Origin of the sequence: Nevskia sp. (assembly GCF_023266035.1) — a bacterium.
Taxonomy (GTDB): domain Bacteria; phylum Pseudomonadota; class Gammaproteobacteria; order Nevskiales; family Nevskiaceae; genus Nevskia.
Genome location: NZ_JAHFRY010000182.1, coordinates 1 through 6,498, shown reverse-complemented (window position 1 = coordinate 6,498; position 6,498 = coordinate 1). Strand labels below are relative to the sequence as shown.

Here is a 6,498-nt window from a genome sequence, read left to right as displayed (position 1 = left end):
AGAACGGACACCACCTGCGCGCTTCCACCGGCCCCGGCCTTGACCTCGAATGCCGTCTTGTCCACTGATAGCGCCGTCGGCGCTCGCGGGTCGGTCACGGTATAGGTGATGCGGATCGTCTGCGGACTTCCGCGCACCAGCTTGTCGCACTTCTCGTCGTAACAGATCGAAACCGCTGCCGTATCCCGGTAGACGCCCGCGCCCAGTGCGTTCGGCGACTTGAGGTGAACGTTGATCTGACCTGTCGTATCGCCGGTTCTGCTGAAGTCCACGCTGTCGACGCCGGACTGCGTGAACTCGATGGAAATGTACAGGCCCGCTTCGGGCAATGTGGAGAACCTGAAACCGGCCACCGCGTCAGCAATGTAGGTCTCGTTAGAGAGGGCCGAGGCTTCGAGCGACGTATCTTCGAACGTCACCGTCACCTCGCTGACGCCGCTTCCACCACCGTCGCTACCGCCACCTCCGCCACAGCCGGCGAGCAGCAGCACATTGCCCGCCAAAAGCAGGTTCCTGAACCAACGACCCATCTGATTTTCCCCAAAGGCGCTTGAGCGCCGTCCCTGTAGCAACTTTAGGGCCGGTTCGGGGGCGCTTCAACGCTTATTGATCGACGCCCTCCGGGACCGGCCGCTATCGTCGAAACTCCTCGCGCAATCTTTGCAAGAACCTCGGACTGCTCATATCGCGCTGACCCTCGGCCGCATCTCAATGACAGCGCGGCAGCCCCGCCGTAAGCTGCGCGGCGCATGAAGATCCTGCATCTACTCGACTATTGCGGCGTGGCCGTGTTCGCGGTCAGCGGCGCGCTGGCGGCTGGCCGCAAGTCGCTGGATGTGCTCGGCGTCGTGGTCATCGCGTTGGTCACCGCCACCGGCGGCGGCACCATTCGCGATCTGCTGCTCGATCGCCATCCAGTGTTCTGGATTGCCGATCCGCTCTACGTCGTGGTGATCATCGCGGCGGCCCTGCTGACCATTCCGTATACCCGCTGGGTACGGCCGCCCACGCAGATCCTGCAGGTCGCCGATGCTTTCGGACTGGCGTTCTTCTCGATCGCCGGCGCCCAGGTGGCGCTGAGTGCCGGCCATTCCGGCGTCATCGCGGTGATGATGGCGACGATCACCGCGTCGTTCGGCGGCCTGCTGCGCGACGTGCTGTGCAACGACATCCCGATGATCCTGCGCAAGGGCAATATCTACGCAACCGCAGTGATCGTCGGCGCCAGCCTTTATGTCGCGGCACTCGAACTGGGCATGGCGCGTCTGCCGGCGACCGCGCTCGGCATGGTCACGATCGTGGCTTTTCGACTCGGAGCGATCGTCTGGAACTGGTCGCTGCCGGTCTACACGCTGGCTGATGACGAGCCGCTGCCGCGCGCCCGGAACGACGAGAACGACCGTCCGTGAACCGCTACCGACGTCCCCGCCTGCACATCTGGCAATGGCTGCTGCTGGCACCGTTCGCGATCGCCGCGTTCGCGGTGCTGCAGGTGCTGATCCTGAGAATCGTGCCGCCGTTCACCAGCGCGTTCATGATCGCGTCCGATGCGCCCGAGATTCGTTATGACTGGGTGCCTTGGCAGCGCATCGCGCCGGTCGCCGGGCTGGCGATGGTCGCTGCCGAAGACCAGAAATTCCCCGAGCACTGGGGCTTCGATTTCGAAGCGATCGACAAGGCGCTGGATCACAACAAGCGCTCTCGGCGCATGCGCGGTGCGTCGACGATCAGCCAGCAGACCGCCAAGAACCTGTTCCTGTGGTCCGGACGCTCGTATATCCGCAAGGGGCTGGAAGTCGGCTACACCTTGCTGATCGAAACCTTCTGGCCGAAGCGACGGGTGCTCGAGATGTATCTGAACATCGCCCAATTCGGTCCGGGTGTTTACGGCGTCGAAGCGGCCGCCCAGCTCTACTTCCACAAACCCGCCGCCCGACTCAGCCGCAGCGAAGCGGCACTGCTCGCCGCCGTGCTGCCGAATCCGGTACGGCTCCGGGTCGATCGGCCATCTGCCTACGTGCTTGGCCGAGCGAATCAGATCGAAGGCCAGATGCAAGCCCTCGGCAGCGACTATCTGGCCGATCTCCAGCGATAAGGACGAGATCTGCACCGATTGAGGGCGGATCTCCGCTTTACTTGAAGAAAGCCCGCTTAAGTACTGAAATCTAAGAAGAAGCCCGGTTCGCACACAGCAGCTGTGGATAAGCCTGTGAACAAGGCCGGGGCAGCGCCGCTAAGTAGCGGTCCACACATGGGTTTTTGGCCCTGCGCCTAATTTCTGACCAAGATACTTTGTTTATTTATATCAATGGCTTGAAGTGTTTTTTATGGTTTTTGACAGATTTATGTCGCAATACCGGGGCTTTGCGGCATTCGCCGCCTGACGATGTGCATAAGTGCTTGGCAGCAACGTCATGAGATCGATGCTGTCAAGCCTTTTTTGTTTGCGACTTATAGACTCCGACGATGGCTTTTTCCCCTCCCCGCGTGCTTTGCCTGTCCGGCCTCGATCCGGTCGGCGGTGCCGGCCTGCAGGCCGACATCGAAACCCTGGTCGCCCACCGCATACACACACTGAGTCTGGTCACCGCGCTGACCGTGCAGGACTCGCGCAATGTCCGCCGCGCGGTCGCCACCGACCCGGCCCTGCTCGATGAACAGCTGAGCGTGCTGCTGGCTGACGCGCGACCCGACGCGGTCAAGCTCGGCCTGCTCGGCAGCATCGCCCAACTGCCGGTGATCGCCGCCCATCTCGCCAGGCTGGCAGTACCGGTGGTCTGCGATCCGGTGCTGCGGGCCGGTGGCGGTACCGACTTGGTCGCCGATGCGTTTCCGGCCGCACTGCGCGCGCAGCTGCTGCCGCTGGTGACGGTGCTGACACCGAACGCCACCGAAGCGCGACGGCTGGTGCCGGAGGGTGCCGACCTCGCCGACTGCGGCGCGGCGCTGGTCGCCGATGGCTGCACGCGGGTGCTGATCACCGGTGGCGACGAACCCGGCGCATCGGTCGTCAACCACCGCTATGGAAGAGAGGTGACGGCACAGCGCTGGCAATGGCCGCGTCTGCCGGAAACCTTCCACGGTGCCGGCTGCACCCTGGCCAGTGCGATCGCCGCGAGGCTGGCACTGGGCGATTCCATCGATGACGCGATCGACGCCGGTCAGCGCTGGACGCAGGCCGCACTGGCCCGGGCAATCGCCGTTGGCGGCGGGCGCCGCATCCCAGGAAGATTGCCGGCATGAGCGACTACCCACGCGGCCTGTACGCCGTCACGCCGGATGCGCTGGCCGATGACCCTTCCCGCCTGCTCGCCGCTTGCGCAGCCGCGCTCGCAGGCGGCGCAGTGCTGCTGCAGTACCGAGACAAGCGCAGTGCGCCCGGGCGTCGCGAGCAAAACGCCATCGCTTTGCTGGCGCTGTGCCGCGCGCACGGCGGACGGCTGATCATCAATGACGATGCTGCGCTCGCGGCGCGGATCGGCGCCGACGGCGCGCATCTCGGCACTTCCGATGGCTCGCTGACGGAAGCCCGCGCGCAACTCGGCCCGCAGGCACTGATCGGTGCCAGCTGCGGCGACTCGCTGGCACGCGCCGAAGCCGCCATTGCCGTCGGCGCCAGCTATGTCGCCTTCGGCCGCTACTTCGCCTCGAACACCAAGCCCGACGCACCGCCGGCTTCGCTGACCACGCTGACCGAGGCCCGCGGCCGTCTTGTCGTGCCGCTATGCGCAATCGGCGGCATTACGCCGGATAATGGCGCGCCACTGATCGCCGCTGGCGCCGACTGGCTCGCCGCCGTCGACGGCCTGTTCGGCGATGGCGAACCGGCCGGCGTCGAAACTCGCGCCCGCGCCTACCGCGCGCTGTTCGTCGCCTCCTGATTCGAAGAACCCTGGAAACCGTCGTCCCATGTCCGCAAGCGAATCCCGATCCGACCAGTTGTTCAGCCGCGCCCAGGCCTCGATTCCCGGCGGTGTCAATTCCCCGGTGCGCGCCTTCCGCGCCGTTGGCGGCACGCCGCGCTTCATCGCCTCGGCCGACGGCGCAACGATCACCGATGCCGACGGCAAGACCTATGTCGACTACATCGGTAGCTGGGGCCCGATGATCCTGGGTCACCAGCACCCGGCAGTACGCGACGCGATCATCAGGCAGGCGCAGATCGGGGTGTCCTACGGCGCGCCGACCGAAGCCGAGATCACCATGGCCGAGTTGCTCTGCGCCCGCATGCCGGGGCTCGAACAGGTCCGCCTGTGTTCGAGCGGCACCGAGGCGACGATGAGCGCGCTGCGCCTGGCCCGCGGTTACACCGGCCGCGACATGATCCTGAAGTTCGAAGGCTGTTATCACGGTCATTCGGACTCGCTGCTGGTCAAGGCCGGAAGCGGCGCACTGACCTTCGGCGTGCCCACCTCGCCCGGCGTGCCGGCCGATTTCGCCAAGTACACCTTGACCGCCGACTACAACGATCTCGCTTCCGTTGAGGCCCTGTTCAAGGCCAATGCCGGCAAGATCGCCTGCGTGATCGTCGAGCCGGTGGCCGGCAACATGAACTGCATCCTGCCCAAGCCGGGCTTCCTCGAAGGCCTGCAGACGCTGTGCAAGGCCGACGGCGCGCTGCTGATCTTCGATGAAGTGATGACCGGCTTCCGCGTCGGCCCGAAGGGCGCGGCCGGCGTCTACGGCATCACGCCGGACATGGTCACCCTGGGCAAGATCATCGGTGGCGGCCTGCCGGTCGGTGCCTTCGGCGGCCGCCGCGACATCATGCAGAAGCTGTCGCCGGCCGGGCCGGTCTACCAGGCCGGCACCTTGTCGGGAAACCCGCTGGCAATGGCCGCCGGCATCGCGTTGCTCACTGCGCTCGATGACGCCGCGATCTACGCGCATTTGGAAGCGACGACTGCCGCCATCCTAGCCGGCCTGAATCAGGCAGCGAAAGCTGCAGGCATTCCATTCACGACCGTGCAGATCGGCTCGATGTTCGGCCTGTTCTTCACTGACAAGCCGGCGATCACCAGCTTTGCCGAAGTCACCGCCTGCAATCTCGATCACTTCAAGCGCTTCTTCCACGCGATGCTCGAGCGCGGCATCTATCTGGCGCCCTCGGCCTACGAGGCCGGTTTCGTGTCGGCCGCGCACGGCCCGCGCGAGGTCGAGCTGACGATTGCCGCGGCGCGGGAAGCCTTTGCGGAGCTGAAAGCGGCATGAGCGAAAACGCCGGCTTCGTCGCCAAGCTACGGAAAAAGATCAACAAGGGCGATTCCTGGCTGACCTATGATCTCGGCCGCCTGTTCACCGATGAAAAGCTCAACGACGATGCCATCGAAATCATCGAAGAGCGCCTGCTGATCGCCGACGCTGGCGTGGAGGCCACCACCCAGCTCTGCGATGCGCTGCGCAACGAGGTGATGGCAGGCCGGATCAAGACCGAGGCGCAGTTGCGCAAGGAGCTGAAGAAAGCACTGCTCGCCATCATCGGGCCCTGCGCCAAGCCGCTGCTGGTGCCGAGCTACATCAAGCCTTACGTGATCTTCGTCGCCGGCATCAACGGCGCCGGCAAGACCACGACGATCGGCAAGATGGCCGCGAAGATGAAGAAGGAGGGCAAGAGCGTGCTGCTGGCCGCTGGCGATACCTTCCGCGCGGCGGCCGTCGAGCAGCTGACCACCTGGTCCGAGCGCGCCGGCGTGCCGATTCTTTCTCAAGGCGCCGGCGCCGATTCGGCCTCGGTGATCTTCGACGCCGTGCAGGCCGCGAAAGCGCGCGGCATCGACGTGGTGATTGCCGATACCGCCGGCCGCCTGCATACCCAGAGCCATCTGATGGATGAACTGCGCAAGATTCGCCGCGTCGTCCAGAAGCTCGATGCCTACGCGCCGCACGAAGTGATGCTGGTGGTCGACGGCACTGCCGGCGGCAATGCGCTGAACCAGGCCGTGCAGTTTCACGAAGCGATCGGCCTGACCGGCCTGACCATCACCAAACTCGACGGCACCGCCAAGGGCGGCGTGCTGCTGGCGATCGCCAAGCGGCTGGCGCTGCCGGTGCGCTATGTCGGCCTGGGCGAGGCGATCGACGATCTCGAAGTGTTCGATGCCGAGGCCTACGCCGAAGCCCTGGTCGGTGGCGCGGCACTGGGAGAGCCACGGTGAGCAACGACGCGCTGATCCGCTTCACCGGCGTCAGCCATCACTATGGCGACAGCAGCCGGGAAATTCTCAGCAATGCCGACTTCGCGCTAGCGCGTGGCGAAATGGCCTTCCTGACCGGCCCGAGCGGCGCCGGCAAGTCGACGATGCTGAAACTGATTGCCCGTCTCGCCCGGCCGACGCTCGGCGAGATCGTCGTCGATGGCCAGCGACTGTCGGCCCTGCGCCCGCGCGAAGTGCCGGCCTATCGGCGGCAGTTCGGGATGATCTTCCAGAACTTCAATCTGCTGGCCGATCGCACGGTGTTCGACAATGTGGCGATGCCGCTGATCATCCGTGGCCACAG

Annotated in this window: 7 protein-coding genes and 1 pseudogene; 7 read left to right on the top strand and 1 reads right to left on the bottom strand. The window is 65.2% G+C overall.

Translation table 11 applies throughout. The features are described from left to right. Positions 1-530 (bottom strand): annotated as a pseudogene (locus Q0D45_RS19985) (hypothetical protein); the annotation flags it as partial. A gap of 219 nt (positions 531-749) precedes the next feature. Here Q0D45_RS19985 and Q0D45_RS19980 point away from each other — a divergent pair. The 7 genes from Q0D45_RS19980 to Q0D45_RS19950 all read left to right on the top strand — a co-directional run. Beyond that, positions 750-1,409, top strand: coding sequence for a trimeric intracellular cation channel family protein (locus tag Q0D45_RS19980; protein WP_293397205.1), 660 nt, complete (start codon positions 750-752; stop codon positions 1,407-1,409). Further along, positions 1,406-2,095: a monofunctional biosynthetic peptidoglycan transglycosylase gene (gene mtgA, locus Q0D45_RS19975; protein ID WP_293397202.1), complete on the top strand. Its 690-nt coding sequence runs from the start codon at positions 1,406-1,408 to the stop codon at positions 2,093-2,095. Before Q0D45_RS19980 ends, mtgA begins: the two co-directional genes overlap by 4 nt. 371 nt (positions 2,096-2,466) lie before the next feature. Continuing rightward, positions 2,467-3,243, top strand: a complete 777-nt coding sequence (locus Q0D45_RS19970) for a hydroxymethylpyrimidine/phosphomethylpyrimidine kinase (protein ID WP_293397199.1) — start codon at positions 2,467-2,469, stop codon at positions 3,241-3,243. Further along, positions 3,240-3,881: a thiamine phosphate synthase gene (gene thiE / locus Q0D45_RS19965; protein WP_293397196.1), complete on the top strand. Its 642-nt coding sequence runs from the start codon at positions 3,240-3,242 to the stop codon at positions 3,879-3,881. The genes Q0D45_RS19970 and thiE overlap by 4 nt, the downstream gene beginning before the upstream one ends. Before the next feature lie 28 nt (positions 3,882-3,909). After that, positions 3,910-5,211, top strand: coding sequence for a glutamate-1-semialdehyde 2,1-aminomutase (gene hemL / locus Q0D45_RS19960; protein ID WP_293397193.1), 1,302 nt, complete (start codon positions 3,910-3,912; stop codon positions 5,209-5,211). Further along, positions 5,208-6,155, top strand: a complete 948-nt coding sequence (gene ftsY / locus Q0D45_RS19955; RefSeq protein ID WP_293397190.1) for a signal recognition particle-docking protein FtsY — start codon at positions 5,208-5,210, stop codon at positions 6,153-6,155. Before hemL ends, ftsY begins: the two co-directional genes overlap by 4 nt. A gap of 62 nt (positions 6,156-6,217) precedes the next feature. Further along, a partial coding sequence (locus Q0D45_RS19950; RefSeq protein ID WP_366946512.1) for an ATP-binding cassette domain-containing protein occupies positions 6,218-6,498 on the top strand: 281 nt, incomplete at its 3' end.